The sequence below is a fragment of the Kribbella sp. VKM Ac-2566 genome, assembly GCF_004366005.1.
GTDB classification, from domain to species: Bacteria; Actinomycetota; Actinomycetes; order Propionibacteriales; family Kribbellaceae; genus Kribbella; species Kribbella pratensis.
In genome coordinates, this window is the sequence record NZ_SODT01000009.1 from 1268251 (window position 1) to 1295167 (window position 26917).

The window sequence follows — 26917 nt, forward strand, 5'->3', positions numbered from 1 at the left end:
GAAGGTTCCTCACCGACCATGAACCCTGGGCGACACTCCCATGACCCGCCGTCGATGCCCTGTCGAACAGGTTGGCGCCGGCCACCCCGGTCGCTGAACCGGGGTGGCCGGCGGTCGGGTTACGGGGTGCTGAACAGGTGGATCATCGACCGGCGGACCAGGTCGTTGCGCATTGCCTGTGTGGTGAGGCCTTCGGTGCCGAATCCGACGTACACGGTGTCTGCGGTCGTGACGCCGGCTCCTTCGAGGAATGCGGTGGTGGTGCGGATCCAGTCGTTCGGGTTCGCCGCCGAACCAGGTGGCGGACCGGCCACGGTCCAACCGCCGAAGTCGGTCTCGAACGACGTCTGCACGGTCGTGCCGGCCGTGACCGTGGTGTCGTCGACGAAGGCACCGAGGCCCTGGGTACCCCAGTCACTGACGTAGCTGATGGAGAGCTCGACCTGCTTCCCGGCGTACGGCGCCAGGTCGACGCTCCAGTCCTGCCAGCCAGCACTGGAACCGGTTGCCGCGTACCAGTTTCCGGTGGTGCCGCCCGGTGAGCAGCCCGTGCCCTGGTAGTGCCCGAGCTGTGGATGCAGAGTCACCCAACCAGCCGGGCAGCTCTCGCCGGTGTCCTGCGACGTGTGGCCGTTCCTGTCCGGCAGCGTCGTCCAGTCGTCCTGTCCGACGGTGTGGGCCTCGACGAAGACGTAGTCCCAGTCCGCCTCGGTGTCGTAGGAGATCTTGAACCCCAGCGACGGCCCGGAAGCGGCCGTCACGCTGGTCAGATCCACCGTGCGGGTCAGCCGTTTGTAGCTGATGTCGCCTCGCTGGCTGTACACGTACTGCGAACCCGTGACCGGCTCGAAGGGCGCAGAGCCGGGCCGATCCCACTTCAGTGGCGCCGAGCTGGCGAACTGTGGGAACTGTGCCGCCGGCAACACACTCGACGTCAGCACGAACGCCGCTGTGTGGTCCTGGTTGTTCGCCGAGTCGCCGCCGTTGAGGGTTCCGGCGTACCCGTTGAAGGCGCCGGACACTCCGCGGATGGGGAACGGGTCCCCGTTGGCGTCGCTACCGCTGTTGTCGACGTAGCTGTAGGCACCGAGCCAGTACTGCTCGAAGTCGTTCAGCAGTTGGATACACGGATACAGCGTTGGCGTGGTGCACTCGCCCTGCTGCTCCTCGAACGGGTTGTACCAGTACGAGCCGTCCTGACCGCTCGCGTAGCTGGCGTACTTTCCGGTGTGGAGGAGCTTTCCGCCCTCGTTGAGGTAGTCGCGGACGGACAGCTCGAGATCGAGTGCCAGTTCGGCCGCCGTACCCCCGACCTGGCCGACCTCGCGCGGGATGATGTCGTCGCCGGTCTCCCACACGACGGCCTTGTAGTGCGAGAGAACGCCGAGGTGGTGCGGCGCGGTCCGGCTGTTCGCGTCCACGTCGTACACGTCCGAGGTGTACCCGGCCGCGGTGAGCGCGGCGGCGTACTTGTCGGCGTACTTCGCGCTGGTGACACCCTGGACCGGGCTGAGGCCGGTGACATCCTCAGCGGCCAGGATGAGGACCTGCCCGCCGATGTCGGTGGCGACCTTGTAGGTGAAGTGCTCACTGCTGACCGCTCCGGTCCCCACCTTGCTGCCGGTGAACCACACCTCGACCGAGTCACCAGGCATGGTACGGCGGACAGTCCCGCGGAACTCGGCGTAGTAGTGATCGTCGCTGTTGCCGTACCGCTCGCCGCCCTGCCACTCCGACACCTTGTCGTCGATGGTGTCGCCGCCGTTGATCCGGTAGTTGATCCGCAGGTTCCTCAACGCCCGCTTGGCCGTGACCGCGACCGGCTGGGTGGTTCCGTACGAGACCGTGAACGGGTCGGCGACCAGGTCGGCGGCCTTCTGGCCGACCACGGAGACCGGGTCGTCGGGGTCCTGGGCGGACTTCGCGACCGACAGCGCGAACGGGATGTTCTTGGCGAACTCGGCCTGGATCAGGCCCTCGTCGTCGGGGAACGTGAAGACGCTGACGCAGTCCGTGGGCAGCCATTCGTCGTTGGGGTCGACGGCCGACGCGGTCTGGCAGGTCGACATCTCCGGCGTGACCGCGAGCGTGCCGTACCTGTTGGTCGCGTGCCCGTCGGTCTCGCCGTTGGTGGTGTAGAGCTCGGCGGAGATGTCCGGGTCGTAGCCGGGGACGGCCGGGTTCGCGTCGTCACCGGTCATCGCCGCGGAGATGATGTCGTCGGGCGACGGCGTGCTGACCTGCCAGCCGACGCCGTACAGCAGGAGCTGCGCGGCCGAGTGGTAGTTGATCAGCTCGGTGAAGCGGACCCGGGTCGAACAGTCCGTCGAGGGCCTTGGTCTCCGGCTCGGAGTTCGGGCCGGTGCCGCGGTAGGTGTCACTGATCGGATCGGGTGACGAGCCCTCGTTGTCGTAACCCCACTTGGTCGCGAGGTTGCGATTCAGGTCGACACCGTCGCCGGGGGCGGTGACCCCGTCGCCGTTGTTGTCGCGCAGGTTCTTCCGCCACAGCCGGTCCCCGGTGAACGTGTAGTCGTAGCCGTCGGGGTTGGCCACCGGCATGAACCACAGCTCGGTGGTGTTGACCAGCTTGGTGATGTCGGCGTCGGTGCCGTAGTTGTCGAGGACGTGGTGCAGCAGCCGGCGGACCATCTCGGGGGTGATCCACTCGCGCGCGTGCTGGGCGCCCATGTACAGCACCGACCGGCGCGCGCCGTCCGTCAACGAGCGGGCGTCCTTGGTCACCTTGACGGCGAGCATCGGCTTGCCCTGCACCGTCGTACCGATCCTGACCAGCTTGGTCAGCGCCGGGTTGGCGGCCGCTGTCGTGCTCAGCTCCTCGGCGAGGCCACCCGCCCCGCTGTACGGGCGGAACACCGTGCCGGCCGCGGCGAGCCGGGCGGCCTCGTCGGAGGCGTCGCGGCCCTTGACCTTCTTGACCTTCAGGTCGACGCCGTCGGAGCGGAGCTTGTCGGCCTGCCGGTCGGTGATGACGACTTCGACCTTGGCCTTGCCGTCGGCCGTCCGGCCGGTGGTCAGGCCTTCGCGATCCACGCCGATGTCCGCCAGCTTCTGCAGCTGTTGCGGATCCAGTTCGCCGACGTAGACCTCCAGGCCGTCACCCCCTGGCCCGGATGCCGCGGTCGCTGCCGGCCCGGCGGCCAAAGCCCCCGCTACGACGGCTAGTACTGCGATGAGAACAGGAGATCTACGCATGTCGCCCCTCCCCGGTCGACGGTGCATACTCTGTCGCAGCCTCCTGTGACCCAGGTCACAAGTCAACAGCCAACGGCTTGCGATCATCTGGCGTGCTCGATCTCACCCGGGCTGTGCATACCAGTGGGAGTGTGGTTCGACCTACCGTGGGGGGATGAGTCATCGGAGCGAGTCGGGGTTCGAGGTCGCGCCGGTGTACGGGCCGCTGGAAGGGTTCGACGCCGGGGCGAAGCTGGGGGAGCCGGGGCAGTTCCCGTACACCCGGGGCGTGTACCCGACGATGTACACCCAGCGGCCGTGGACGATGCGGCAGTACGCCGGGTTCGGCACGGCGGCCGAGTCGAACCAGCGGTACCACCAGCTGATCGACCACGGGACCATGGGCCTGTCGGTCGCGTTCGACCTGCCGACCCAGATGGGGTACGACTCCGACGCGCCGATCGCGCACGGCGAGGTCGGCAAGGTCGGGGTGGCGATCGACTCGATCGACGACATGCGGGTGCTGTTCGACCAGATCCCGCTGGACCAGGTGTCCACCTCGATGACGATCAACGCACCCGGATCGGTGCTGCTCCTGCTCTACCAGTTGGTGGCCGAGGAGCAGGGGGTCTCCGCCGACAAGCTCACCGGCACGATCCAGAACGACGTACTGAAGGAATACATCGCCCGCGGCACCTACATCTACCCGCCGAAGGAGTCGCTGCGGCTGATCAGCGACATCTTCGCGTACTGCCAGACCGAGTTGCCGCGGTGGAACACGATCTCGATCTCCGGCTACCACATGGCCGAGGCCGGGGCGACGCCCGCGCAGGAGATCGCGTTCACCTTGGCGAACGGCATCGAGTACGTCCGGACCGCGGTCGCGTCCGGGCTGGACGTGGACGAGTTCGCGCCGCGGCTGTCGTTCTTCTTCGTCGCCCGTACGACGCTGCTCGAGGAGGTCGCGAAGTTCCGCGCGGCACGGCGGATCTGGGCGCGGGTGATGCGGGATTCGTTCGGCGCTCGCAACCCGAAGTCGCTGATGTTGCGCTTCCATACTCAGACCGCCGGCGTGCAGCTGACCGCGCAGCAGCCCGAGGTGAACCTGGTGCGGGTCGCGATCCAGGGTCTGGCCGCCGTACTCGGTGGAACCCAGTCCCTGCACACCAACTCGTACGACGAAGCGATCGCGCTCCCGACCGAGAAAGCAGCCCGTCTCGCGCTGCGCACGCAGCAGGTTCTCGCGTACGAGACCGACGTCACCGCGACGGTCGACCCGTTCGCCGGCTCGTACGTCGTCGAGTCGCTCACCGACGAGGTCGAGGCCGCGGCGCTCGAGCTCATGGACCGGGTCGAGGAGTACGGCGGTGCCGTCGCCGCGATCGAGAAGGGGTACCAGAAACAGGAGATCGAGCGCTCGGCGTACCAGATCGCCCAGGAGATCGACTCGGCCGAGCGGGTCGTCGTCGGCATGAACAAGTTCAGGATCGCCGAAGAGGATCCGTACGAACCGCTCCGCGTCGACCCCACCATCGAGGCCCAGCAGGTGGCCCGCCTCGCTACCCTCCGCGCCACCCGCGACCAGACCGCGGTCGACGAGGCCCTGGCCGCCCTCAAAAAAGCTGCCGAAGGCAACGACAACTGCCTCTACCCGATGAAAGGCGCCCTCAAAGCCCGAGCCACCGTAGGCGAAGTCTGCAACACCCTCCGAGACGTCTGGGGCGTCTACATCCCCGCCGACACCTTCTAGGGGACACCACTCCGCGGCGGCTGTCTGTCGGCCGCCTCCGGCGGCGTGCGCGTGAGGTGCTGTCGGGCGGGTGTGCCGGCGCCGAGTGCTGTGGGGCAGGGCACGCGGAGCAGGCCGGGTGACACCTTCTGATCAGACGGCCAGCAAGTCCAGATGAGTTCCAGCCTCGGCTGCCAGCGCCGTGAGGTCGACCGGATCGGAGGTAAGGATCGTATCGCCGTCGCACGCCAGCAGGACGACGGACGCGTCGATGACGTCGCGTCCCCCTGTGAGCCTCAGCAATGCCCCGGCCCGCCGCCCGAGCTCGTCGTCCAACGGCGCGACATCGACGGCGTCGAGTAGCCGGGCGATCGGTACCTGACGACCGGCGCCTTCGCACCAAACCTGCCCGACAACTCCGCCATGAGTGACCGGTGTCCTCCCGGCCAGCCGTTCTGCCTTCATGAGCGCGATCATCCGACGGTCGCCGCGCTCGGCTGCCACGAAGGCGCCCGCATCCAAGACCAGAGTCATGCGGCGCCGTGGGAACGCTTGCCGCGGACAACAATTGCATCGGCCCGGGCAGAGCGCACGGCCTCCGCCATCTCCTCGTCGGCAATGACGCCGTGCTCGGCTTCGTAGGCCGCCAGGAATCGATCCATCGCCTGGAGCCTACCGCGCTCCGCTATCCATTGCGGCGACCTCAGCTTGGCTGGGCGGCTGCGGTGGATGCAACCGCAGGTCTCCGTCCCTGTGGATAAATCAGTCGAGGGCGGTGGTGGTGAGGAGAGTGGTGCCCACGGCGATCCTCGTTCCATACCTGGTCGTCAGCGGGCGTCGGTGGTGCGCATTCGCCAGGACATCTCTCTGCTGGGCATGATGCGCACCCGCCGAAGGCGGTAAAGGACAGCCGCCGCGAAGCGGTGCCCTCTTTCCGTGTCACCAGGTGTCATGGCGCCGGAACGGTCAGGTGGCATCACGTGCTGCGCGGACGCCGAAGGCGGCAGAAGGCTGTCGCTGCGGAGCGGTGTCCGGTTTAGTCGAGGAGGGCGGTGGTGGTTAGGAGGGTGGTGCCTACGGTGATGGCTTCTTCGGAGGGGTCGAACCCGGGGGTGTGGAGGTCGGCGGCGGTTTCTTGGGTGGGTGGGCGGACGCCTAGGCGGGCCATGGCGCCGGGGATGTCTTCGAGGTACCAGGCGAAGTCTTCGCCGCCGAGGCTCTGGTCGGTTTGGGCGACGGCGCTGGAGCCGAGGGTCTGTTGTACGGCGTTCTGCAGGATGCCGATCGCGGTCGGGTCGTTCACGACGGGTGGCACGCCGTGCGTGACCTCCGTGTCGACCGACACGCCGTACGGGCGGACGATCTGCGCGGCCAGCGACGGGATGAGCTCCTCCGCGAGGCGCCATGCGTTGGCGTCGAGGCAGCGGAGGGTGCCTTCGGCCTCGCCGCGGGACGGGATCGCGTTGGCCGCCGAGCCGGCGGTGATACGGCCCCAGACGAGGGACATGCCCGCGCGGGGGTCGACCCGGCGGGAGAGAGCGGCCGGGAGCTCGGAGACCAGCGTTGCGAGCGCGTACACGAGATCGGCGGTCAGGTGGGGCCGCGAGGTGTGACCACCCGGACCGGTCAGCCGCGCCAGGATCCGGTCGGCGGCCGCCGTCAGCGCGCCCACCCGCAGTCCGACCTGCCCGACCTGCAGTCGCGGATCGCAGTGCACACCATAAATACGCCGTACGCCGTCCAGCCCGCCCGCTGCGATCACCCCGAGCGCACCGCCGGGCATGACCTCCTCGGCCGGTTGGAAGATCACCCGCACCCGCCGGTCCAGGTGTCCGTCGCGCGCCATGCCGGCCAGTACCAGCGCCGCGCCGAGGAGCGCGGACGTGTGTACGTCGTGGCCGCAAGCGTGAGCCACCCCGTCGAGGGTCGACCGCCACGGCGCCTCCACGCCGTCCGGCACCGGCAGCGCGTCGATGTCGGCGCGCAGCGCGACGCACGTGTCGCCGGACCCGATGTCGCAGATCAGCCCGGTCCCGGTCGGCAGCACCCGCGGCGACAGCCCGGCCTCGACGAGCCGCTTCTCGAGCAGCTCGGTCGTCCGCACCTCGTGCCACCCGAGCTCCGGGTGCGCGTGCAACTCGCGCCGTACGTCGACCATGTCCTCACGGACGGCCTCGACCCGCGCCAGCACGTCCGCGACCAGTAACTGATGACTCACCCGGAGATTGTGACACCAGCGGTACGCCGGGCCACTTCGAGGTCCCGCCGCGTTCACCGGCCGTGGTCGCCACGCTCGGTGAGCGCGGCCACGGAGCGTGCACGCTGTGACGTGGGAAGCGCGGGCGGTGACCGCACCGGAGAAGTTGTCGAAATGTGACGCGGATGCCGGTCACTTTCCGGTATCGAGGCCTGCTTGACGTTCAAAGAAACACTGACCGCGCCCTATAGTCTGCGGATGCGGCACGTGGGGGAAGGCGTGCGGCGTGTCAACGTATCTGGTCGAAGAAGGAGACTTCCGGTGAAGAAGTACGTGCGGGGAACGGCGATCGTGGGCGTGCTGACGCTCGCCGTCGCCGCGTGTGGCAGCAAGCCGACCGATAGCGACGCAGGCGGCGGCGCCAACAAGGACTTCAAGGCCTGCATGGTCTCCGACTCCGGGGGCTTCGACGACAAGTCGTTCAACCAGACCTCGTACAAGGGTCTGCAGGACGCGGTGAAGGACAAGGGCCTGACCGAGGTCAAGGCGGAGTCGAAGTCGGACAACGACTACCCGACCAACATGACCGCGATGGTGAACGCCAAGTGCAACGTGATCGTTGCCGTCGGCTTCAAGCTCGAGGACGCCACCGAGAAGGCGGCCGCGGCGAACACCGGCATCAAGTTCGCGATCGTCGACTCGGCCCCGGCCAAGCCGATCGACAACCTGAAGCCGCTGCTGTTCAACACGGCGCAGTCCAGCTTCCAGGCCGGCTACCTGGCCGCGGCGATGTCGAAGTCCGGCAAGGTCGGCACCTTCGGCGGTCTGAAGATCCCGACCGTCACGATCTTCATGGACGGCTTCGCCGAGGGCGTGCGCTACTTCAACGAGAAGAAGGGCAAGAACGTCCAGGTCCTGGGCTGGGACGACGCCAAGCAGGCGGGGCTGTTCACCGGTGACTTCGAGGACAAGGCCAAGGGCCAGAACAACGCGCAGAACCTGATCACCCAGGGCGCCGACGTGATCTTCCCGGTGGCCGGCCCGTCGGGTCTGGGCGGCCTGCAGGCGGCCAAGGCCAGCAACGGCAAGGTGAACGCGATCTGGGTCGACACCGACGGCTGCGTGAGCGCGGCGGAGTACTGCTCGGTGCTGCTCAGCAGCGTCCAGAAGGGCATGGACGTGGCCGTGAAGGACGCGGTCGTGTCGGTCGTCGACAACAAGTTCGACAACAGCCAGTTCACCGGAACGCTGGAGAACGGCGGTACGTCGCTGGCTCCGTTCCACGAGTTCGACAGCAAGGTCCCGGCGGACGTGAAGTCCGAGCTGGACCAGATCAAGGCCGACATCATCAGCGGCAAGATCACCGTGCAGTCGAAGGTTCAGCCGAAGGCATCCTGAACCACTGCTCACTTGCGTAGTACGGTGCGAGCCAGGAAGGCAGACCTACAGGTCGTCGCCTTCCTGGCTCGCCGTCTGAAGGGGAGGCTGCCCGCATGCACCTCGAGCTGTCCGGCCTGACCAAGAGTTTCGGCTCGCTGGTCGCCAACGACCACATCGACCTGGTCATCGAGCCGGGGGAGATCCACTGCCTGCTCGGTGAGAACGGGGCCGGCAAGAGCACCTTGATGAACATGCTCTACGGGTTGCTGCAGCCCGACTCGGGCGAGATCGTGATCGACGGCGAGAAGGTGCAGATCACCTCGCCGAGCGACGCGATCAAGCACGGTATCGGCATGGTCCACCAGCACTTCATGCTGGTCCCGGTGTTCACGGTCGCCGAGAACATCATGCTCGGCCGGGAGAACGTCCGGGCCGGCGGCGTACTGGACCGGAAGAAGGCCGACGCCCTGGTCCTCGAGCTGTCCGACCGGTACGGGTTCGAGGTCGACCCCGAGGCGCTGGTGGAGGACATCCCGGTCGGGGTCCAGCAGCGGGTGGAGATCATCAAGGCGCTCACCAACGACGCCCGGGTGCTGATCCTGGACGAGCCGACCGCGGTGCTGACGCCGGCCGAGATCGACGAGCTGATCGGCGTCATGCGCCAGCTCAAGGAGAACGGCACCTCGATCGTCTTCATCACCCACAAGCTCAAAGAGGTCAAGGCGATCGCGGACAAGATCACCGTGATCCGCCGCGGCAAGGTGGTCGGGCAGGCCGAGCCGTCCGCGTCCGAGGAGGAGCTCGCCGAGCTGATGGTCGGCCGCGCCGTCGACCTGGTCGTGGACAAGGAGCCGGCCGAGCCGAAGGACGCCGTACTGCGGGTCGAGGGCCTGACCGTGATCGACGAGCGTGGGTTCACCGCCGTCGACGGCGTCGACCTCGAGGTCCGGGCCGGTGAGATCCTCGCGGTGGCCGGTGTCCAGGGCAACGGTCAGACGGAGCTCGCCGAGGCGCTGCTCGGGCTGACGCCGATCGCGGCCGGGACCATCTCGCTGGACGGCCGGGACCTGACCGGCAGGTCGACCCGGCAACGTCTCGACGCCGGCATCGGGTACGTCCCGGAGGACCGTGCGCACGACGGTTTCGTCGGCTCGTTCTCGGTCGCCGAGAACCTGGTCCTGGACCTGTTCCGGGAGGCGCCGTTCGGCAACGGGATGATGCTGCGCACCGACGAGATCGAGAAGAACGCGCAGGCCCGGGTGGAGGAGTTCGACATCCGCACCCAGGGCATCGACCAGACGGTGTCGTCGCTGTCCGGCGGCAACCAGCAGAAGGTCGTGCTGGCCCGCGAGCTGTCCCGCCCGCTGAAGCTGCTGGTCGCCTCGCAGCCGACCCGCGGTGTGGACGTCGGCTCGATCGAGTTCCTGCACAGCCGGATCGTGGAGGAGCGCGACAAGGGTACGGCGGTGCTGATCGTGTCCACCGAGCTGGACGAGATCGCCGCGCTGGCGGACCGGGTCGCGGTGATGTACCGCGGGAAGGTCGTCGGCGTCGTACCGGCGGACACCCCGCGCGACGAACTGGGCCTGATGATGGCCGGCGCCTCGAAGTCGGAGGCGCACGAAGTGGCGATCGAGAACCCGACGACCTTGGGAACCATCTGATGAGCACTGAGACAGAGGCCGCTCCGGTGCCGGCGCCGCCGGCCAAGGAGCCGCAGCGGGGGGCGGGCCTGCCGTCGTGGGCGGTCCAGGGCCTGGTCTCGCTGAGCGCGATCGTGCTGGCCCTGCTGGTCGGGGCGATCCTGATCATCATCGGCGACGACCAGGTGCAGAAGGCGGTCGGGTATTTCGGCGCCGCGCCGATGGACACCCTCTCCGCGGCCCTGACCGCGGTCGGCGAGGCGTACAAGTCGCTCGCCGTCGGCGCCCTGGGCGGCTGGACGCCGATCAGCGAGTCGTTGACCCAGGCAACGCCGTTGATCTGCGGCGGTCTGGCGGTCTCGCTGGCGTTCCGCACCGGGCTGTTCAACATCGGCGCGCAGGGGCAGCTGATCGCCGGCGCGATCCTGGCGTCGTACGTCGGATTCGCGTGGCACCTGCCGCCCGTCCTGCACCTGATCGTGGCGATCGTCGCCGGCCTGATCGGCGGCGCGCTCTGGGGTGGCGTGGTCGGCCTGCTGAAGGCCCGGACCGGCGCGCACGAGGTGATCGTGACGATCATGCTGAACTACGTCGCGATCTACCTGCTCGCCTGGCTGCTCACCACGTCGACGTTCCAGCGGCCAGGGCGGACCGACCCGATCTCCCCGATCGTCGACAGCAACGCGCAGTACCCGAAGTTCGGCGACACCCGGTTGCACGTCGGCTTCCTGGTGGCCCTGGTCGCCGCGGTCTTCGTCTGGTGGCTGCTGAACCGCTCGACGATCGGCTTCGAGCTCCGCGCGGTCGGCGCGAACGCGGACGCCTCCCGGACGGCCGGTATGTCGGTCGGCCGCGCGTACGTGATCGCGATGGTCGTGGCCGGTGCTCTCGCCGGTCTGGCCGGGACCCAGCAGGTACTCGGCACCGACCTGCCGCTGACCGACGGGGTCGCGGCCTCGGTCGGGTTCGACGCGATCACCGTCGCGCTGCTCGGCCGCGGTACGCCGCTCGGCACCGTGCTGGCCGGTCTGCTGTTCGGCGCTCTGAACGCGGGCGGTCTGCAGATGCAGCTGATCACGCAGACGCCGCTGACCCTGACCACTGTGCTGCAGGCCGTGATCGTGCTGTTCGTCGCGGCCCCGGCACTGGTGCGCTCGATCTTCCGCTTCCTGCCGAAGGAACGCGGAGCGGGCGCGGTTCTCGCGAAAGGCTGGAACGGATGACCGAGACAACGCCGGACGCCGTACCGGCAGCGCCCGCGAAACCGCAGGTCATCGAGGCCCCGGCCGACCGCACCCGCCGGCTGCGCGTCGGCGGCGTCATGCTGGTGTTCGCGCTGATCGGCCTCGGGCTGGCGGCCTTCACCAAGAGCGGCAAGGCGACCTTCCAGCTGGTCTCCGGCGACCTCGAGCACAACCTGCTCGGACTGCCCGCCCAGCCGGTCGCCATCGTCCTCGGGATCCTCGGCGTGGGCGCCGCCGTCGCGTACATCCTTCGCCAGGTCCCGCAGCGGTACGCCGGCTGGCTGGCCGCCGTACTGGGGGTCGCGTTCATCGGCGCGTTCCTGTGCTGGGCCTCCGCGGGCAAGACGTTCCCGCTGGCCAACCAGTTCCAGGGCACGCTGAACTTCGCGACGCCGCTGATCCTCGGCGCGCTGGCCGGTGTGCTGTGCGAGCGGGCCGGTGTCATCAACATCGCGATCGAGGGGCAGTTCCTGGTCGGCGCGTTCACCGCCGCGCTGGTGTCGAGCACGACGAACAGCGCCACCGCCGCCCTGATCGCGGCGGCTGCGAGCGGCGTGCTGATGGCCGCGCTGCTGGCGGTGTTCTCGATCAAGTACCTGGTCAACCAGGTCGTCCTCGGTGTCGTCCTGGTGGTGTTCGCGACCGGTATCACCGGCTTCCTCTTCGACCAGTTCATGCAGCCGGAAGCGGAGAAGCTGAACACGCCGAACGTGCTGTCGGCGGTGAAGATCCCGGGCCTGGCCGACATCCCGTTCATCGGGCCGATCCTGTTCAACCAGACGATCCTTGTCTACCTGACCTACCTCGCGGTCGCGGTCGTCACGTTCGTGCTCTTCGAGACCCGCTGGGGCCTGCGGATCCGCGCGGTCGGCGAGCACCCGAAGGCGGCCGACACGGTCGGCATCAAGGTGAAGCGGATCCGGTACTCCGCGGTCCTCGCGGCCGGCGTCCTCGCCGGTCTCGGCGGCGCGTTCTTCACCGTCGGGTACGCCGGTTCGTTCGCCAAGGAGATGACCGCGGGCAACGGGTTCATCGCGCTGGCCGCGCTGATCATGGGCCGCTGGCACCCGATCGGCGCGATGGTCGCGGCCCTGTTCTTCGGTTTCGCGACCCAGCTGCAGTCCCAGCTGCAGATCATCCAGACCCCCATCCCGGGCGAGCTGCTGCTGATGGCGCCGTACCTGGCCACCATCATCGCAGTCGCCGGCCTGGTCGGCCGGGTCAGAGCACCGAAGGCGGACGGTGAGCCCTACGTCACCGAGTGAGGTCGACTGGCCGGCGTTGCGCGCGGTCGCCGTCGACATGATGCACCGCGCGTACGCGCCGTACTCGCACTTCCCGGTGGGAGCGGCGGCGTACGCCGACGACGGGCGGATCGTTGCCGGGTGCAACGTGGAGAACGCGTCGTACGGACTGACGTTGTGCGCCGAGTGCGGGCTGGTGTCGGACCTGCACCGGACCGGAGGCGGACGGCTGGTCGCGTTCACCTGCGTGGATCAGCACGAGCATCTGCTGACGCCGTGCGGAAGGTGCCGGCAACTGCTGCACGAGAACGGCGGCCCGGGGCTGCTGATCGAGACCGCGACCGGGGTCCGGCCGCTGCGCGAACTGCTGCCGGACGCGTTCGGGCCCGAGTTTCTGGAGGAATGATGAGTTTCGACGCGGTGGATGTCATCCGGGCCAAGCGCGACAAGGGCGAGCTGAGCGACGGGCAGATCGACTGGGTGATCGACGCCTACACCAAGGGTGACGTCGCCGACGAGCAGATGTCCGCGCTGGCGATGGCGATCCTGCTGAACGGGATGAACCGGCGCGAGATCGCCCGCTGGACCGCGGCGATGATCGCCTCCGGCGAGCGGATGGACTTCGGCAAGCTGTCCCGGCCGACCGCGGACAAACACTCGACGGGCGGTGTCGGCGACAAGATCACGTTGCCCCTGGCCTCGTTGGTGGCCGCCTGCGGGGTCGCCGTACCGCAGCTGTCCGGCCGCGGGCTCGGACACACCGGCGGCACGCTGGACAAGCTGGAGTCGATCCCGGGCTGGCGGGCGTCGCTGTCGAACGACGAGCTGATGCAGCAGTTGGAGGACGTCGGCGCGGTGATCTGTGCGGCCGGTGACGGTCTGGCGCCGGCGGACAAGAAGCTGTACGCGCTGCGTGATGTGACCGGGACCGTCGAGGCGATCCCGTTGATCGCCAGCTCGATCATGAGCAAGAAGATCGCCGAAGGTACCGGCGCGCTGGTGCTGGACGTGAAGGTCGGATCCGGCGCGTTCATGAAGGACCTGACGGATGCCCGCGAGCTCGCCGAGACCATGGTTGCCCTGGGCACCGACGCCGGTGTGAAGACCGTCGCGCTGCTCACCGACATGTCTGTCCCGCTCGGGCTGACCGCCGGAAACGCCTTGGAGGTTCGCGAATCGGTCGAGGTACTGGCCGGTGGCGGGCCCGCTGACGTCGTCGAGCTGACCGTTGCCCTGGCCAACGAGATGCTCGCCGCGGCCGGGGTGACCGGCGTCGACCCGGCCGAGAAGCTTCGCGACGGTACGGCGATGGACGCCTGGCGGGCGATGATCTCGGCCCAGGGCGGCGACCCGTCCGCCGAGCTCCCGGTCGCTCCCGAGCAGCACGTCGTACCGGCCCCGTCGTCCGGCGTACTCGCCCAGCTCGACGCCCTCGCGGTCGGCGTCGCAGCCTGGCGCCTCGGCGCGGGCCGGGCGCGCAAGGAGGACCCGGTGTCGCCGGTCGCAGGCGTGGAGATGCACGCCAAGCCGGGCGACCGCATCCAGGAAGGGCAGCCGCTGCTGACCCTCCACACCGACGACCCGGCCCGCATCGACCGCGCCCTGGAGTCCCTCACGGACGCAATCGCCGTCGCCGACTCCTACGAGCCCGGCCCGCTGGTGATCGACCGCATCGGCTGAGGCCTCAGCTGGAGGTTGTGGTCAGGCGGGTGTGCTGCTCTTTGGCGAGGGCAGTGATGAGGGTGGTGTCGGGCATGAGGTGGGTGCCTAGGGCACTGACCTCGCGGACCGTGAGTTCTACGACGATCGGGCCCACTGCGAGGCTGGCCTCGGCGAGGGCGACCGTCTGGTCGGTGCTGCCGTCGTACTCGACCCGGGCGTCGGAGAGCGCGTTCGGGATCGTGAAGGGGTGGTCGTGGAGGTCTTGGTTCCACAGGCCCTTCTGCAGCGCCTTCGCCTTGGCGGCCGAGCCGGTCTTGAACAGTTGCACGGTGTAGCGCTTCTTCTTGTCGGGGCTGAGCCGGGTTGCCCGGTACCCCTCGACGAAGCTCGCGTTCAGCAGCAGGGCGCGGTCCAGCGCCGGGTCGGCGGACCAGGTGTTCAGGTACGACGACGCAGTGAACGGACCGGTGACGTTGCGCGGATCCGCGACGTACCCGCGGGGAAGCGCGACCAGCCCGGCGAGAGTGCTCTTCGCGGACTTGTCCGTCGTCCCGGACAGCGCGGAATGCTTCGTGGCCGGCGTCTGGGCAGCGACGGCCGACGTACCGTCCGCGGTCCCGCAGCCGGTCACGCCCAGCAGTGCCGCGGTCACCGCGACGGCAACGGCCGGCCCATTCCGCCTCATGGTCCCGATACGAACAGAGTTGGGTGAACTTCAGGCGAACGAGTCGGGACTACTGAGACGTCGCCTGCGTGAGAAGCGTCTCGATCCGGGCGCGGGCGGCCTTCGGATGCAGCGGTTCGCAGCCCGCGGCGACGCAACGGCGGACCACCTGCGGGTCGTCGCGGAGCAGCAGCAGACCGCGGCGGAGCAGCGTCAGCGGGGGTTTGCGGTGCTCGCGGAGGTCGCGCTGGAACCGCCGGACGAACGTGACGAGGCGGTGGTGGTACACGCAGATCGCGGTCGCCAGCAGGTCGCGGTCGCGGAGCGCGCCGGTGATCTGGTCGGCGAAGATGCCTTCAGCAACGATCAGCGGCGAGTCGCCGGTGGTGACGGGTCGGTGACCGACGGTGCCGTCGGCCGCGATGTCGTAGATCGGGAGGTCGGCGGTTCCCGTCGTACACAACTGCTCCAGGGCCGCGACCGCGCGGTCGCCGTCCCAGGAGCGTGGATCGTCCCAATCGACGATCCCAAGCGGCGATCGGGGCATCGCGTCGTCGTCGCCGTCGCGGTAGAAGTCGTCCAGCCGTACGACGGGCAGTCCGACCCGCTCCGCCAGGCGCGACTTCCCCGCCCCCGAAGGCCCCGCCAGCAACACCACCCGTGAACGCACCGGCACATTCTCTTCCACTTCCTGCAGTAACAGCCAATCCCCACCTGCGATAGTCAGGTATGCCGAAGATGAAGCTTGGGGCTGCGTTCTACGCGGTGATGGCGGTATTGGCGGTTGTGTCCGCGGTGCTCGTCTTTCGCGGGTACGGCGCGTACGCCGAAGCCGACCAGTGGTACCTGATCGCGCGGGGAAGCGTGTTCCTGCTGATCGGGGTCATGTTCGGCATCGGAGCAGTCACGCGGCGCGGGCTGATGTCCGCCGAAGGGCCACGAATCAGCCGGAGCGGCTGGATCGTCGTGATCGCCCTGCTCTGTGCCGAGTTCGTGGTGTACGCGCTGGGCGACGACGGGTGGGGCAACTTTCCGAGCATCGCGTCGATCTTCATCCCGCCGTTCGTCCAGCGGCTGCAGGACAAGTACTACGAGGGCAGGCAGGAGGCCGAGCGGGAGCTCAATCCAGAAGCGCCTGACGGAGTGCGGCCGCCGACTGTTTGAACCAGCGGTTGGTGCGGTCGGTGAGCTCCGCTTCGCCCGTTGTCCAGCGTTGGTGGAACCACGGGTGGCCGGCTTCGGAGCCTCGGCGGACGTAGTCCATGCACCAGATGTGGTTGTCTGCGGCGGCGTCGACCAGGCGGAGGCGGTCCGCGTCGGTCAGGCCGTACGCGTTCGCGAAGCGGCGCAGACGAGCGAGCGACTGCCCGCGCCGTACGTCGTGGATGTCCGCGTCCGGGCGCAGCGGTGCCCACAGTCGAACGGCGGTCGCGACGTCCCACAGGGCCGACCCAGGTCCGGCCAGGTCGAAGTCGATGAGTGCGACCGCGACGCCGTCGCGGAACACCACGTTGTCGAGGTTCGGATCGTTGTGGCTGATCAGCCCGGTCACGTAGCCGGCAGGCACCGGCTCGGCCCACTCGAGCCCGGCGGGCCGGAAGTCCGCAACCGCCTGGTGGTACGACCGCAGGAGCACCGCCACACTGTCGAGCGCCTTGTCCGTCATCGACCAGGACGGGTACGGCGCTGTAACGGTCTCTCCGGGCAGGTACGAGAGGACCTCCCGCCCCTGCGAGTCCACCCCGAGGAACGCCGGCGCCCCCTTGAATCCGACGCTTTCCAGGTGCTGCAGCAGCGCATGCGTCGCCGTACTACTGGCACGCAGCGGTCGCCGGACGGTATCCCCGACCCGCACCACCAACCCGCGGTTCGCCGTACCTCCGACCAACTCGACCTCAGCAGCAGGCATCGCCGGTCAGTCTGACTGCTCCAGCAGGGCCTTCGCCAGGGGTGCGTGGGTAACGATCGCGTTCACCAGCCCGCTGCGTACGGCGGCCCGCACCGCCGCGACCTTCGCGAGCCCGTACGGGATCGCGATCACCTCGTCGATCTGGTCCATCTGTTCGGCGTTGATCGCGATCACCCGATCGGTGACCCGGCTCTGCACCGACGCGCCGTCCGCGTCCACGAAAACGCCCGAGATGTCCGCCACGACCCCGCGCTTCTGGAGCTGTTCACAGGCCTTCTCGTCCATCGCGTCGTACAGCGTCGACTGTCCCGCCGCCCACGACCCGAGGCCGACGACGGCCTTCGTCACGGAGTCGAAATGGCTGATCGCCTCCGCGACCTCCGGCTGCTGCCGCAACGCACGCGCTGTCGCCGCGTCCGGCACGACGAGCGGCGCATAGAACAGGTACGCCGGTCCGCCCGACAGGCGCGCGGTGTGCCGCACGAGCTCGACGGAGTTCGCCTCGACGTCCGGACGGGTCAGCGCGCCCGTCAACTGGACGACCGGAACCGGCGCGAGTGAGGTGAGTTGCTCGGTCATCGCGGTCACCGCCCGCGCCCACGCCAGCCCGAGCACGTCCTCGGCCGTGACGATCTCCGACAGCAGATCCGCCGCGGCCTTCCCGAGTTGCGTCCGCAGGGCGGGCTCGTCGATCTCGGGGGTGTCCACCACGATCGCCCGGCGCAGCCCGAGGGCCTCCTGCAGGCGGGCGGACAGGTCGAGATCGATGGCGCCGGGATGGCTGATCTCGATCCGCACCAGCCCACTGCTGCGAGCCTGGTCGAGCAATCGCGCGACTTTGAACCGGCTGAGCCGGAACTCGTCCGCGATCTCCACCTTCGACCGGCCGTCGACGTAGTACCGCCGCGCGATCGACGCGGTGAGCACCAGCTGTGCCGGCCCGAACGTCTCCATCAACGCCTCCCCGCTCATATGAGCACACGTGTCCCCAAGTGTTGCACAGACCCTTGACAGGTCAAGTGCCTTCCCGGTCTACTCATGGTGTGAGCAGAGCCGTGCTCAAATGAGCACGCCAAAACCAAAGCCAACAGCACCGCCTCGCTTCACTCGGCGGGGGGTTGGGTCAAGGGAGTGGCTCGTGGTCAGTAGGCGCAAACGCATCGGCGCGGTCGGAGTCGCAGTCCTGGTGAGTGCGGTCAGCGGCTGCGCCGGCTGGGGTGGTGGCGGTGGCGGCGGTGGTGGCAGCGACAGCATCAACGTCTTGATGGTGAACAACCCGCAGATGGTCGATCTGCAGAAACTCACCGCCGACAACTTCACCAAGCAGACCGGCATCAAGGTGAACTTCACCGTGCTGCCGGAGAACGACGTCCGGGACAAGATCAGCCAGGAGTTCTCCAGCCAGGCCGGTCAGTACGACGTGGCGTCGGTGAGCAACTTCGAGATCCCGATCTATGCCAAGAGCAAGTGGATCGCGCCGTTGTCGGACTACATCGACAAGGATTCGTCGTTCGACCAGGACGACGTACTGAAGTCGATGACGCAGTCGATGACCGCGGACGACGGCAAGATCTACGGCGAACCGTTCTACGGCGAGTCGTCGTTCCTGATGTACCGCAAGGACATCCTGGCGGCCAAGGGCGTGACGATGCCGGACAAGCCGACCTGGCAGGAGGTCGCCGACATCGCGGCCAAGGTGGACAACGCGCAGCCGGGGATGCGCGGTATCTGCCTGCGTGGCCAACCCGGCTGGGGCCAGTTGTTCGCGCCGCTCACGACGGTGGTGAACACCTTCGGCGGCACCTGGTTCACCCAGGACTGGCAGGCAAAGGTCGACTCGCCGGAGTTCACCGAGGCGACCAAGTTCTACGTCGACCTGGTCCGCGCGCACGGTGAGGCGGGCGCGCCGCAGGCGGGCTTCACCGAGTGCCTGAACAACACCATCCAGGGCAACGTCGCGATGTGGTACGACGCCACCTCGGCAGCCGGTTCGCTCGAGGCGCCGAACTCGCCGGTCAAGGGCAAGATGGGCTACGCGCCCGCGCCGGTCGTGAAGACCGACAGTTCCGGCTGGCTGTACGCGTGGGCGTGGGGCATCCAGGAAGCCTCGAAGAAGAAGGACAACGCCTGGAAGTTCATCTCCTGGGCGTCCGGCAAGGACTACGAGAAGCTCGTCGGCGAGAAGGTTGGCTGGTCCAACGTTCCGGCCGGCAAGCGCGCGTCGACCTACGAGCTCCCGGCGTACGTCAAGGAGGCGTCGGCGTTCGCGGAGCCGACCAAGAGCGCGATCGAGAACGCGGACCCGAAGGACCCGGGCACCCAGCCGCGGCCGGCGCCGGGGATCCAGTTCATCGACATCCCGGAGTTCCCGGATCTCGGGACCCAGGTCAGTCAGGACGTGAGCTCGGCGATCGCGGGACGGATGAGCGTCGACGAGGCACTGAAACGCGGGCAGGTGCTCGCCGACGACGTCGCCGAGCGGTACCGCTCGCGGCAAGCGAAGTAAGGGGCCGGGTCATGTCTGTAGAAGCGAAACCTGACACCAAGGCGCCGCGGCGCCGGCACGCGACGCCGCCGCCGGGTTCCGAAAGCACGCTGATGCGCAGGACCGGCGACTGGGCCCGACGAGGTCCGTTGCTGCCCGCGCTGGTGTTCATGATCATCGTGACCCAGCTGCCGTTCGTGGTCACGATCGTCGTGTCCTTCATGGACTGGAACGCGTACTACCCCGACGAGCGCGGCTTCGCCGGGATCGACAACTTCCGCCGGGTGATCACCGACGCGAACACCCGGCACGCGATCTGGGTGACGATCCTGCTGACCGCGGGCGTCGTCCTCATCAGCCTGGTGTTCGGGCTGCTGATCGCCCTGCTGCTGGACCGCAAGTTCCGCGGCCGAGGTGTGGTCCGGACGATGATGATCACGCCGTTCCTCGTCGTACCGGTGGCCGCGGCCCTGTTGTGGAAGCATGCGCTTTACAACCCGACGTACGGCCTGTTCAACGGCGTGCTGAAGTGGTTGTTCGGTGACAACGCGCCGCAGCCGGACTGGATCAGCAACCAGCCGTTGTGGTCGATCATCTTCGCGCTGGTCTGGCAGTGGACGCCGTTCATGATGCTGATCCTGCTGGCCGGTCTGCAGAGCCGTCCGCTGGACGTGATCGAGGCGGCCGGCATCGACGGCGCGAACCAGTGGGAGATCTTCCGCTACATGACACTGCCGCACCTGCGCCAGTACCTGGAGCTGTCCGCGCTGCTCGGGTCGATCTACGTCGTCCAGAACTTCGACGCGGTCTTCACGATCACGTCCGGCGGCCTCGGTACGGCGAACCTCCCGTACACGATCTACCAGACCTTCTACACCGCGCACGACTACGGCCGGGCGTCCGCGGCCGGTGTGATCGTGGTGATCGGCACGATCGCCATCGCCACCTTCGCGCTGCGCTCGGTGTCCACGCTGTTCCGAGAGGAGACTGGACGGTGAATGAGCGAAGCGAATTCACAATCCAACACAGTGCGCTCGGTGCCTCGTCGGCGCCCGGAGCGAAGCGAGGACGACGATGAGCGGCCAGGTGACGATCGTTACCGGGAAGAAGAGCCGGGGTGGTGGGTTCTTCCTGGGCGGGCTGGCGTGGATCGTCGGGATCTTGTTCGTGCTGCCGGTGCTGTGGATGCTGCTGACCTCGTTCCACAGCGAGGAGGACGCGGCGAAGAACCCGCCGGACCTGGGGGCGCCGCTGACGCTGGACGGCTACAAGTCGTTCTTCGACACGGGCCCGTGGCCGTCGATCGCGAACTCGCTGACGGCGAGCATCCTGTCCACGGCGCTGGTCATCCTGCTCGCGTTCCCGGCGGCGTACGCGCTGTCGATCCGGCCGGTGAAGAAGTGGACGGACGTGCTGTTCTTCTTCCTGTCCACCAAGATGCTGCCGGTGGTGGCCGGCCTGCTGCCGATCTACCTGTTCGCGCAGTCGGTCGGGTTCCTGGACAACATCTGGCTGCTGATCATCCTGTACACCTCGATGAACCTGCCGATCGCGGTCTGGATGCTGCGCAGCTTCCTGTCCGAGGTGCCGGTGGAGATCCTCGAGGCGGCCTCGGTCGACGGGGCGAACCTGCCTCGCACGCTGCGCTCCGTGGTGGCGCCGATCGTCACACCGGGGATCGCGTCGGCCGCGCTCATCTGCTTCATCTTCAGCTGGAACGAGCTGCTGTTCGCCCGGGTGCTGACCGGCACAGTGGCGCAGACGGCTCCGGTGTTCTTGACTGGGTTCGTGACCAGTCAAGGGTTGTTCCTCGCCAAAGTATGTGCCGCGTCCATCGTGGTGTCGCTGCCGGTGCTGATCGCCGGGTTCGCGGCCCAGGACAAGCTCGTCCAGGGCCTGTCGCTGGGGGCGGTCAAGTGACGGTACTGAACACCGCGTCGTTGGGTGCGCTCGGCAACGAGGTCGCCGTCCCGTCGTACGACCGTACGGCGGTGACGCCGGGGATCGTGCACTTCGGGGTCGGTGGCTTCCACCGGGCGCACCAGGCGATGTACCTGGACCGGCTGATGAACGACGGCAAGGCGCTGGACTGGGGGATCGTCGGCGTCGGCGTGCTGCCGCACGACCGGCGGATGGCCGACGTACTGGCCGCCCAGGACTGTCTCTATACGTTGGTGATCAAGCATCCGGACGGGACGCTCGAGCCGCGCGTGATCGGGTCGATCGTCGACTATCTGTTCGCGCCGGACGACCCGTCCGCGGTCCTCGACCGTCTCGTCGACCCGGCGACCCGGATCGTCTCGCTGACGATCACCGAGGGCGGGTACCACGTGAACCAGGTGACGGGGGAGCTCGACGCTTCCGATCCGGCGCTGGCCGCGGACCTCGAGCCGGGCGCGACACCGGGGAGCGCGTTCGGGTTCATCGTCGAGGCACTGCGCCGGCGACGTGAGACCGGCGTACCGCCGTTCACCGTGATGTCGTGCGACAACATCCCGGGCAACGGGCACGTGGCGCGCAAGATGCTCGCGTCCTTCGCCCGGTTGAAGGATCCGTCGGTGGCGGAGTTCCTCGAGAACGAGGTGCGGTTCCCGAACTGCATGGTCGACCGGATCACGCCGGTCACCGCGGACGCCGACCGGGAGGCGCTGGCCGAGCGGTTCGGGGTCGAGGACGGCTGGCCCGTGGTGTGCGAGCCGTTCACGCAATGGGTGCTCGAGGACGACTTCGGCGGCGAGCGCCCGCCGTACGAGGAGGTCGGGGTCCAGATCGTCGAGGACGTCGAGCCGTACGAGTTCATGAAGTTGCGGCTGCTGAACGCCTCGCATCAGGCGCTGTGCTACCTCGGGTACCTGGACGGGTACCGGTACGCCCACGAGGTCTGCCAGGACAAGCTGTACGTCGACTTTCTGCTCGGCTACATGGACCACGAAGGTACGCCGACGTTGCCGCCGGTGCCCGGGGTCGATCTGGACCGCTACAAGCACCAACTGATCGAGCGGTTCGCGAATCCCGAAGCACGGGACACGCTGGCGCGGCTGTGCGCGGAGAGCTCTGACCGGATCCCGAAGTGGTTGCTGCCGGTGGTGCGTGAGCAACTCGCGGCCGGGCGGGAGATCAAGCGCTCGGTGCTCGTGGTCGCGTCCTGGGCGCGGTACGCCGAGGGTGTCGACGAGCAGGGTGAGCCGATCGAGGTCGTCGACCGGTTGCGCGACAAGCTGGTCGAGCGGGCGCAGCACAACCGGGACGATCCGCTGGTGTTCATCTCGGACCCCGACCTGTTCGGTGACCTCGCGCAGAACGAGCAGTTCGTCACGCAGTACAGGGCGGCCCTGAAGTCACTCCACGAGATCGGCGCGCGGGCAACGTTGGAAGCCCTCTAGTCTGGACGCCATGACTGAGCTGAGACTGGTTGCCGGGGTGGACTGCTCCACCCAGGCGACCAAGGTGGTCGTGTGCGACGCGGAGACCGGAGCGGTACTGCGGGAAGGCCGGGCACCGCACCCGGACGGGACGCAGGTCGACCCGGAAGCGTGGTGGCAGGCGTGGCAGATCGCTTCCGACGGTCTGCTCGACGGCGTCGAGGCGGTCGCGATCGGCGGTCAGCAGCACGGGATGGTCCTGCTGGACGACTCCGGTGAGGTCGTCCACCCGGCCGTCCTCTGGAACGACACCAGCTCCGCCGACGCCACCACCGAGCTGATCGCCGAGCTCGGCGGCCCGGAGGCGTGGGCCGAGGCGATCGGCTCAGTTCCGGTCCCGAGCTTCACCGTCACGAAGCTGCGCTGGCTGCGGGACGAGGCCGCGCGAGGTGCAGCCGAGGTACGTCGCGACGCCGCGCGCCGGGCGGCCGCCGTCGTCCTGCCCCACGACTGGATGACGCATCGGCTCGCCGCCGACCGGCACGGCATCGAGGGGATCACCACCGATCGCGGCGACGCGTCCGGGACCGGGTGGTGGTCACCGACCACGAACGACTACCGGACTGATCTGGTCGAGCTCGCGTTCGGTCGTCAGCTCGCGTTGCCGCGTGTCGCCGGACCGGCGGAGATCGTCGGCCAGACTTCCTTCGGCGCGGCGATCGCGGCCGGCACCGGTGACAACGCGGCCGCCGCGCTCGGTCTCGACCTGCAGCCCGGCGACGTCGCCGTCTCCCTCGGCACCAGCGGTACGGCGTTCGCGCGGTCGACGCACCCGACCGCTGACCCGACCGGCCTGGTGGCCGGCTTCGCGGACGCCACCGGCGAGTACCTGCCGCTCGTCTGCACGCTGAACGCGGCCCGCGTGATGTCCGCGACCGCGCAGATGCTCGGCCTGGAGCTCTCCGCCTTCGACGAGGCCGCGCTGACCTCACCTGGGAGTGACGGCCTGGTCCTGCTCCCGTTCCTGGACGGCGAACGTACGCCGGACCTCCCGCACTCGACCGGCCTGATCTACGGCCTGACCCGCGCGACGATGCAGCCCGCGACGATGGCCCGCGCCGCGGTCGAGGGTCTGCTCTGCGGCCTCGCCGACGCCGTCGACGCGCTCCGCGACCAGGGCCTGCCGGTCCAGCGCGTCCTGCTTCTCGGCGGTGGCGCCCGCTCCCGCGCCGTACAGGCTCTCGCGCCGGCCCTCCTCGGTGCCGAGGTCGTCCTCCCCGAGCCGGCCGAGTACGTCGCCCTGGGCGCAGCCCGCCAAGCCGCCTGGGCCCTGTCCGGCGCCGCGACCCCGCCCACCTGGCAGATCCCGGTCGGCAAACCCGAGCCCGCCATCACCGTCGACGCCACCACCATCCGAGCCAACTACGAACAGGTCCTCACCAACACCCGCCCCCTCCTCGCCCAGCCCTACAACCAGTAGGTGAGCGGGCCTCGGTCACACCGCGGCAAGCACCGCGGCGACGATCGACTCGAGGCCGCTGTGAGCCTCGTGGCAGCGGCGGTGTTCATCGGGATCGGGTACTTCGAGATCCACGACCTGTACCTGCTGAAGCACCGCGGTGAGGTGGTCAGCGCGACAGTCCTGGACGAGTCCAACGGCAAGTCGTCGTCCATCACGGTCAGGTACCGGACGCTCGCCGGGGAGACGGTCACCGACGACACCTCGAACTACGAGGACGCCGACCCCGGGGACACGATCCAGGTCGTGTACGACCCGAAGAAGCCGAGCCGCATGCAGGCTGCCGACTACGGGTTCGACTACTGGATCCCGGGCGTCATCCTCGGACTCATAGCCGCCGGGTTCCTCGCCTACGGCATCGTCGGGCTCTGGCCGTAACGCCTGCCCGGTGTAGGTTTCCGGAAAGAATTGTGCGTCCGGTGACGAATTTCTTCCGGAAAGATCAGGCGCCGGCGACAAGGAGCGCCTCGGCCGCCGCGGAGCGGGCGTAAAGGACCGTGCGGCCCGACCGGTGCCGCGTGACCAGACCGGCGACGTGCTGATCGCCACCAAGGTGGGTCACACCCGCCCGTCACCCGCCGCGTGGACGCCGTGCGGGCGGCCGGAGTACCTGCGGCAGGCTGCGGAGCTGTGTCTGCGGCGGCTACAGGTCGAGCGGATCGATCTCCTGCAGCTGCACCGGATCGATCCCGCCGTACCGTTCGCCGACCAGCTCGGTGCGCTGGCACGACTGGTTGCCGAGGGCAAGGTCAGGCATGTAGGGCTGTCGGAGGTGTCCGTGGAGCAGTTGCGCGAGGCCAGGCAGTACGTCGACGTGGTCAGCGTGCAGAACCGGTACAACTTGACCGACCGCCGGCACGAGGACGTCCTGGACTACTGCACCGCGGAGGGGATCGCGTTCGTCCCCTGGGTCCCGATCGCGCACGGTGAGCACGCCGGTTCGCAGCTTCTCGGGATGGTCGCCGCCGAGCTCGGAGCGACCGCCGCGCAGCTGTCGCTGGCCTGGCTGCTGCATCGGTCGCCCGTGGTGGTGCCGATCCCGGGGACCAGCTCGATCGGGCATCTCGAGGAGAATGTCGCGGCCGCCGGGCTCGAACTGACTCCGGACCACCTCGCCCGCCTCGCTGCATTGGGTCCGGTCGGCTGAACCGCGCTCTACAGTGGGTAGATGGTGTACTTCGGCGGGTTGCTCGGGCTGATCGGGCTGCTGACGTTGCTGATGCGCGACGATGACGTTGTCGGGCTGCCTGCCGTCGCGGTCGGGATCGGGCTGCTCGTGATCGGCGCCGGGGTCGGGGCGCTGGGTGTGGTGCGCCGACGGGCGATCCGGCGGCGGAAGATCGCCAACGGCGAACCGGTGCCGGTCGGCAACGTGATCGACCGCGCCAAGGCGCTGCCGCGGCTGCTCCGGGACGTCCGTCGAGGCACGTACGCCGACCTTCCGAAAAGCCGGACGTTCCTCTGGCTGCTGGCGCTCGTCTACCTGATCTCGCCGATCGACATCCTCCCGGACCTGCTGCCGGTCATTGGCGTCACCGACGACGCGGGAGTCGCGGTCTGGCTGCTCACCAGCGTGTCGACCGCGGCCGGCCTGTACCTGCGCCGCGAGCGCGAGCAGCTCCCACACCAGGACCCGCCCCGCGGCCGCCGCGCCAACCCGTAGCTACGCGCGCCGTCGGATCCAGTCCGCGAGGTCCTCGGCGGCCTCCTCGGGATGCTCGTAGACAAACAGTTGGAGAGCGTCCGTCGGCATTGCAGGACTGGTGAGCCGGGCCGCGGCCGCCACCAGTTGCTGAGCTGCCGCGAGCACGCGAGTCGCCTGGGCCGCGGCGTCGATCGGATCGTCCAAGTCGAGCATCGCGGCGGCCAGGTCCGCGACCTCGCAGGCCTGGTAGGCCATCGCCAGCTGAGCGGGCCTCATCCGAACGCCCGCACGAAGAACAGTCCGGTCATCAGGACAGCCGTGGTGAGGACCAGCCCGCGGAGGATTGTCGGCGGCAGTCGCCGGACGAGATGCGCCCCGGCGTACCCGCCGATCACGGCACCGGCCAGCAGCGCGACCAGGTGCAACGGCTGCGAGAGTACGTCGGCCGCGAACACGAAGATCACCGCCGCTGTCAGGTAGACCGCCGCGACCTGCACGACCCGCAGCGGGTTCCCGCGCGCCGGATCGAGGGTGGTCGTCGCGGTCCAGAACGCGAGCATCATCAGCCCGACCGCGCCGCCGAAGTACCCGCCGTAGATCGCCAGCACGAACTGCCCGGCCAGGATCACTGCCGGCCCCGGCCGTCCGAGCCGCAGCGCCGCCGTGAGCCGCTTGCCGAACGCCAGTACGACGGTCGCGAACGCCAGCAACCACGGCACCGCCGCGTCGAATGATGCTGACGGCAACACCAGCAGGAGTCCGGCGCCGAGCGCACCGCCGAGCACACTCGCAAGCGTGAGGCGGGCGGGCGACGGGCGATGGAAGCCCTCGAGTTCGCGGCGGTAGACCCACGCGCTGGTCGCGTTCCCGGGCAGCAGAGCGACGGTCGTGGTCGCGTTCGCGGTGACCGGCGGCATCCCGGCGGCGACCAGTGCTGCGAGTGCCACAAAGCTCCCACCACCGCCGACGGCATTCAGCGCGCCGGCCGCGACACCGGCCAGGAGAATCAGGAGCACCCTTCGAGGATCCGGGTTCGGCG

General features: G+C 68.6%; 27 protein-coding genes. 16 read left to right on the forward strand and 11 right to left on the reverse strand.

Translation table 11 applies throughout. The annotated features are described in order from the left end of the window. Positions 1–119 precede the first annotated feature (119 nt). Together EV647_RS17555 and EV647_RS43050 are read right to left on the reverse strand one after the other, a co-directional pair. Positions 120–2201, reverse strand: a complete 2082-nt coding sequence (locus EV647_RS17555) for a hypothetical protein (protein ID WP_370343375.1) — start codon at positions 2199–2201, stop codon at positions 120–122. Next, entirely contained in the window at positions 2191–3216 is a 1026-nt protein-coding gene (locus tag EV647_RS43050; protein ID WP_238177254.1) for a M14 family zinc carboxypeptidase, read from the reverse strand. The genes EV647_RS17555 and EV647_RS43050 overlap by 11 nt, the downstream gene beginning before the upstream one ends. A gap of 154 nt (positions 3217–3370) precedes the next feature. Between EV647_RS43050 and EV647_RS17560 the strand changes: the two genes are divergently transcribed. Beyond that, positions 3371–4945: a methylmalonyl-CoA mutase gene (locus EV647_RS17560; protein ID WP_134003971.1), complete on the forward strand. Its 1575-nt coding sequence runs from the start codon at positions 3371–3373 to the stop codon at positions 4943–4945. Positions 4946–5077: 132 nt separating this feature from the next. On the opposite strand, the gene EV647_RS17565 is transcribed toward EV647_RS17560, so the two are convergent. From EV647_RS17565 to EV647_RS17570, 3 genes are all read right to left on the reverse strand, one after another. Beyond that, positions 5078–5458, reverse strand: coding sequence for a PIN domain nuclease (locus EV647_RS17565; RefSeq protein ID WP_134003973.1), 381 nt, complete (start codon positions 5456–5458; stop codon positions 5078–5080). Beyond that, positions 5455–5586, reverse strand: coding sequence for a hypothetical protein (locus EV647_RS43400; RefSeq protein ID WP_255517908.1), 132 nt, complete (start codon positions 5584–5586; stop codon positions 5455–5457). The genes EV647_RS17565 and EV647_RS43400 overlap by 4 nt, the downstream gene beginning before the upstream one ends. 374 nt (positions 5587–5960) lie before the next feature. Then, a complete protein-coding gene (locus EV647_RS17570; protein WP_238177255.1) occupies positions 5961–7142 on the reverse strand; it encodes an amidohydrolase in 1182 nt (393 codons plus the stop codon). Between the two features lie 300 nt (positions 7143–7442). Here EV647_RS17570 and EV647_RS17575 point away from each other — a divergent pair, with 300 nt between their 5' ends. The 6 genes from EV647_RS17575 to EV647_RS17600 all read left to right on the forward strand — a co-directional run bounded on the left by EV647_RS17575 (position 7443) and on the right by EV647_RS17600 (position 14312). Continuing rightward, entirely contained in the window at positions 7443–8519 is a 1077-nt protein-coding gene (locus EV647_RS17575; protein WP_134003975.1) for a BMP family protein, read from the forward strand. 95 nt (positions 8520–8614) lie between these two features. After that, positions 8615–10165 (forward strand): ABC transporter ATP-binding protein, encoded by a 1551-nt coding sequence (locus EV647_RS17580; protein WP_134003977.1) that lies wholly within the window; start codon positions 8615–8617, stop codon positions 10163–10165. Beyond that, complete coding sequence (locus EV647_RS17585) at positions 10165–11367, forward strand: ABC transporter permease (RefSeq protein WP_134003979.1); 1203 nt, start codon at positions 10165–10167, stop codon at positions 11365–11367. Before EV647_RS17580 ends, EV647_RS17585 begins: the two co-directional genes overlap by 1 nt. Beyond that, entirely contained in the window at positions 11364–12653 is a 1290-nt protein-coding gene (locus EV647_RS17590; protein ID WP_134003981.1) for an ABC transporter permease, read from the forward strand. Before EV647_RS17585 ends, EV647_RS17590 begins: the two co-directional genes overlap by 4 nt. Beyond that, positions 12631–13038, forward strand: a complete 408-nt coding sequence (locus EV647_RS17595) for a cytidine deaminase (RefSeq protein ID WP_134003983.1) — start codon at positions 12631–12633, stop codon at positions 13036–13038. Before EV647_RS17590 ends, EV647_RS17595 begins: the two co-directional genes overlap by 23 nt. Next, a complete protein-coding gene (locus EV647_RS17600; RefSeq protein WP_202876197.1) occupies positions 13035–14312 on the forward strand; it encodes a thymidine phosphorylase in 1278 nt (425 codons plus the stop codon). The genes EV647_RS17595 and EV647_RS17600 overlap by 4 nt, the downstream gene beginning before the upstream one ends. A gap of 4 nt (positions 14313–14316) precedes the next feature. Here EV647_RS17600 and EV647_RS17605 read toward each other — a convergent pair whose 3' ends face one another. Both EV647_RS17605 and EV647_RS17610 read right to left on the reverse strand, forming a co-directional pair. Next, entirely contained in the window at positions 14317–14979 is a 663-nt protein-coding gene (locus EV647_RS17605) for a hypothetical protein (protein ID WP_134003987.1), read from the reverse strand. Between the two features lie 49 nt (positions 14980–15028). Beyond that, the gene (locus EV647_RS17610; RefSeq protein WP_134003989.1) at positions 15029–15628 is read right to left on the reverse strand and encodes an ATP-binding protein; all 600 of its coding nucleotides are present in this window, start codon (positions 15626–15628) and stop codon (positions 15029–15031) included. A gap of 68 nt (positions 15629–15696) precedes the next feature. On the opposite strand from EV647_RS17610, the gene EV647_RS17615 reads away from it, so the two are divergent. Continuing rightward, positions 15697–16122, forward strand: coding sequence for a hypothetical protein (locus EV647_RS17615; protein WP_134003991.1), 426 nt, complete (start codon positions 15697–15699; stop codon positions 16120–16122). On the opposite strand, the gene EV647_RS17620 is transcribed toward EV647_RS17615, so the two are convergent. Both EV647_RS17620 and EV647_RS17625 read right to left on the reverse strand, forming a co-directional pair. Beyond that, positions 16079–16867, reverse strand: coding sequence for a phosphotransferase (locus EV647_RS17620; protein ID WP_134003993.1), 789 nt, complete (start codon positions 16865–16867; stop codon positions 16079–16081). The two genes, EV647_RS17615 and EV647_RS17620, sit on opposite strands and share 44 nt — an antisense overlap. Positions 16868–16873: 6 nt before the next feature. Next, positions 16874–17821 (reverse strand): sugar-binding transcriptional regulator, encoded by a 948-nt coding sequence (locus EV647_RS17625; RefSeq protein ID WP_202876198.1) that lies wholly within the window; start codon positions 17819–17821, stop codon positions 16874–16876. Between the two features lie 184 nt (positions 17822–18005). Between EV647_RS17625 and EV647_RS17630 the strand changes: the two genes are divergently transcribed. The 8 genes from EV647_RS17630 to EV647_RS17665 all read left to right on the forward strand — a co-directional run bounded on the left by EV647_RS17630 (position 18006) and on the right by EV647_RS17665 (position 25896). Then, entirely contained in the window at positions 18006–19373 is a 1368-nt protein-coding gene (locus tag EV647_RS17630) for a sugar ABC transporter substrate-binding protein (protein WP_238177256.1), read from the forward strand. Positions 19374–19384: 11 nt separating this feature from the next. Continuing rightward, positions 19385–20350 carry a carbohydrate ABC transporter permease gene (locus EV647_RS17635; RefSeq protein ID WP_134003997.1) on the forward strand — a complete coding sequence of 322 codons (966 nt, stop codon included), beginning with the start codon at positions 19385–19387 and terminating at the stop codon, positions 20348–20350. Positions 20351–20438: 88 nt separating this feature from the next. After that, the gene (locus tag EV647_RS17640) at positions 20439–21272 is read left to right on the forward strand and encodes a carbohydrate ABC transporter permease (protein WP_238177257.1); all 834 of its coding nucleotides are present in this window, start codon (positions 20439–20441) and stop codon (positions 21270–21272) included. Continuing rightward, positions 21269–22735, forward strand: a complete 1467-nt coding sequence (locus EV647_RS17645; RefSeq protein ID WP_202876199.1) for a mannitol dehydrogenase family protein — start codon at positions 21269–21271, stop codon at positions 22733–22735. Before EV647_RS17640 ends, EV647_RS17645 begins: the two co-directional genes overlap by 4 nt. A 10-nt stretch (positions 22736–22745) precedes the next feature. After that, complete coding sequence (gene xylB / locus EV647_RS17650; RefSeq protein WP_202876200.1) at positions 22746–24194, forward strand: xylulokinase; 1449 nt, start codon at positions 22746–22748, stop codon at positions 24192–24194. Further along, the gene (locus EV647_RS17655) at positions 24195–24611 is read left to right on the forward strand and encodes a DUF3592 domain-containing protein (protein ID WP_134004003.1); all 417 of its coding nucleotides are present in this window, start codon (positions 24195–24197) and stop codon (positions 24609–24611) included. It abuts the gene before it with no gap. A 133-nt stretch (positions 24612–24744) separates the two neighbouring features. Continuing rightward, positions 24745–25380 carry an aldo/keto reductase gene (locus EV647_RS17660; protein WP_134004005.1) on the forward strand — a complete coding sequence of 212 codons (636 nt, stop codon included), beginning with the start codon at positions 24745–24747 and terminating at the stop codon, positions 25378–25380. A 21-nt stretch (positions 25381–25401) separates the two neighbouring features. After that, positions 25402–25896: a YkvA family protein gene (locus EV647_RS17665; RefSeq protein WP_134004007.1), complete on the forward strand. Its 495-nt coding sequence runs from the start codon at positions 25402–25404 to the stop codon at positions 25894–25896. Here EV647_RS17665 and EV647_RS17670 read toward each other — a convergent pair whose 3' ends face one another. Continuing rightward, positions 25897–26154: a hypothetical protein gene (locus tag EV647_RS17670; RefSeq protein WP_134004009.1), complete on the reverse strand. Its 258-nt coding sequence runs from the start codon at positions 26152–26154 to the stop codon at positions 25897–25899. It abuts the gene before it with no gap. Next, on the reverse strand, positions 26151–26894 hold the full coding sequence (locus EV647_RS17675) for a sulfite exporter TauE/SafE family protein (RefSeq protein ID WP_134004011.1): 744 nt from the start codon (positions 26892–26894) through the stop codon (positions 26151–26153). The genes EV647_RS17670 and EV647_RS17675 overlap by 4 nt, the downstream gene beginning before the upstream one ends. Between the last annotated feature and the right edge of the window lie 23 nt (positions 26895–26917).